We start from the raw sequence: 2,408 nt of genomic DNA, 5'->3' as shown, positions 1-2,408 counted from the left end.
GGCACCGGCCTGGCGCTTCCGGGCCCCGTCGGCACGGGCAGCGGCGAGGCCGGACCGCAGCTCGCGCTGGAGACGCTGGAGGAATGGGCCAGGCTCGATCTCGTCTCCGAGATGGTCCTGCGCTTCGGCGCCCCGGCCTGGGTCCAGAGCCGCACGCAGATGATGACGATGGGTGAGCTGAGATCGGGGACCGGCGCGCCCGACATGCTGTTCGTCAACCTTGGGCACGCCATCACCGCCGGCGTCGTCTCCGCCGGCCGGCTGCATCGCGGCGCTCAGGGCGTGGCCGGCATGATCGGCCACGCCCCGACCGGCGAGGACGGCGCTGTCACCTGCCGCTGCGGCAGCCGCGGCTGCCTGGAGGCGATGGCCGGCGGCGAGGCCATCGCGCGCAGCGGGCGGGCGGCGGCCCAGGATGGCCGCAGCCGCCACCTCGCCGACACGCTGGCCCGCAACGGCGGGGTCACGGCCGCCGATGTCGGGCACGGGGCCCAGCTCGGCGACACCTTCTGCGCCGAGCTGATGGTCCGCTGCGGGCGGCTGGTCGGCGAAAGCCTGGCGCCGCTGGTCAATCTGCTGAACCCGGCGGTGGTCGTCCTGGGCGGCGACGTGAATGCCTCCGGCGACATCCTGCTGGCCGCGATCCGCGAGGCCATCTATCGCCAGTCGCACCCCCTGGTCACGCGGGACCTCCGGATCGTGCGGTCGCAGATGGGCGGCTCCTCCAGCCTGGTCGGCGCGGCCCAGGTGGCGGCCGACGAGCTGTTCGCGACCGAGATGCTGCAGGGCTGGATCACCCTGGGCACGCCGCGCCGCCTGCCCGACCTGTCGGATCTCGCCAACGCAGCCCGGTCGCGCAGCCGGGCGGAGGCCCCGGCCCGGCCGCCGGCGCCGCGATGAAGCGCTGAACGGAGGGCGGCCCTTCCGACCGGAGACACGACAATCGAGGAACAGGGGGCAGCATGGTGATCACGGGTCTGGGGCCGCATGGCGAGCGGGCGGTGCCGGCCGACCAAATCGTGATGTCGGAGGCGGAAGCCGCGGCGGCGCGCGCCGGCCGGTACACCGTCGCCGTGGTCCTGCACACCACGGCCAGCGACTGGTCGAACCAGGAACTGGCCGGCATGGTCAGCGTGCTCGGCTCGTATTCCGCCGCGGTCGTCGAGGTGGTCGACTGCGGCTTCGACATGACCGTGCAGAGCCGGGAGCTGCAGCGGCTGGCGCAGGAGCCGGTCGACGCCGTGATCAGCATCCCGATCGGCAACGCCGCGGTGGCCGACGCGCACCAGGCGATTTCCCGGGCGGGCAAGACGCTGGTGCTGCTGGACAATGCGCCGACAGGCATGCTGCCGGGCGTCGACTATGCCAGCATGGTCTCGACCGACAATTTCGGCCTCGGCACCATCGCCGCCGCGCTCCTGGCGCCGCATCTGCCGGAGGAAGCGGTGGCCGGCATCATCAACTACGGCGTCGATTTCTTCGCCACCCATGAGCGCGAGATCGCGTTCCGCAAATGGATGCAGCTGCAGCGGCCCGACGTTACCCTGGTCCGCGAGCGGTTCAAGACGATCGACGAGGCCGGCGCGGCCTTCGACCGCCTGGTCGCCGGGAACGACGACCTGGAGGGGCTGTTCGTCACCTGGGACGAACCGGCGATCAGGGTCATCGCGGCGGCGCGGGCGCGTGGGCTCGACCTGCCGATCGCCACCGTCGATCTCGGCATCACCGCCGCCACGGAACTCTGCGAAGGCGGCCTGGTCAAGGGCATCGCCTCGCAGCGCCCCCATGAACAGGGCGTCGCCGCCGGCGTCGCGACCCTGCTGGCCCTGGTCGGCCGCCCCCTGCCGCCATGGATCGCGCTGCCCGGACTCGCGGTGACGGAGCGGAACGTGATCGAGGCCTATCAGGTGGTCTGGCACGCCCCCGCGCCTCCGGCCCTTCTCAATGCGCGCAAGTGGAACCTGCCACGGCAGGCGACATCCTAGCCGGCGCCGCGACCTTCCACCTCCAGATCACCGGCCGCTTGCTTTCCCGGGGCTTGTCACGTTCACGGCCTTGCGGCGCGTCCGCGGTCAGCGTAGCGGTAGTCATGGACCCGCCTTGCTATTCCGGCTATCGCTTTCCATCCGACGTGATCCAGCGCGCCGTCTGGATGTATCTCCGCTTCACCCTGAGCTACCGCGACATCGAGGACCTGCTCGCCGAGCGCGGCATCGAGGTATCGAGGTATCGTACGAGACGATCCGCCGCTGGGTGCGTGATTTCGGCCCGGTGATCGCCCGCCGCCTCCGGGCACAGCGGCCGGTCCCGCACCGGCGATGGCACCTCGACGAGATGTTCGTCCGGATCGGCGGCAAGCAGATGTACCTCTGGCGCGCCGTCGATGCCGAGGGCGAGGTGCTCGAGGC

2 protein-coding genes and 1 pseudogene are annotated in these 2,408 nt (G+C 71.6%); all 3 read left to right on the top strand.

The window, feature by feature from the left end:
* Window positions 1–900: ROK family protein (locus FFK22_RS41445; RefSeq protein ID WP_143956979.1), on the top strand; the 900-nt coding region annotated here is incomplete at its 5' end.
* Window positions 901–962: 62 nt separating this feature from the next.
* Window positions 963–1,985 carry a substrate-binding domain-containing protein gene (locus FFK22_RS41440; RefSeq protein ID WP_138887846.1) on the top strand — a complete coding sequence of 341 codons (1,023 nt, stop codon included), beginning with the start codon at window positions 963–965 and terminating at the stop codon, window positions 1,983–1,985.
* A 104-nt stretch (window positions 1,986–2,089) separates the two neighbouring features.
* Window positions 2,090–2,408: pseudogene (locus FFK22_RS41435) on the top strand (IS6 family transposase); the annotation flags it as partial.

Source organism: Mycobacterium sp. KBS0706 (genome assembly GCF_005938675.2).
Classification (GTDB): Bacteria; Pseudomonadota; Alphaproteobacteria; order DSM-16000; family Inquilinaceae; genus Inquilinus.
Note: the sequence above shows the minus strand (reverse complement) of the source record. Positions and strands in the feature narration are given on the sequence as shown.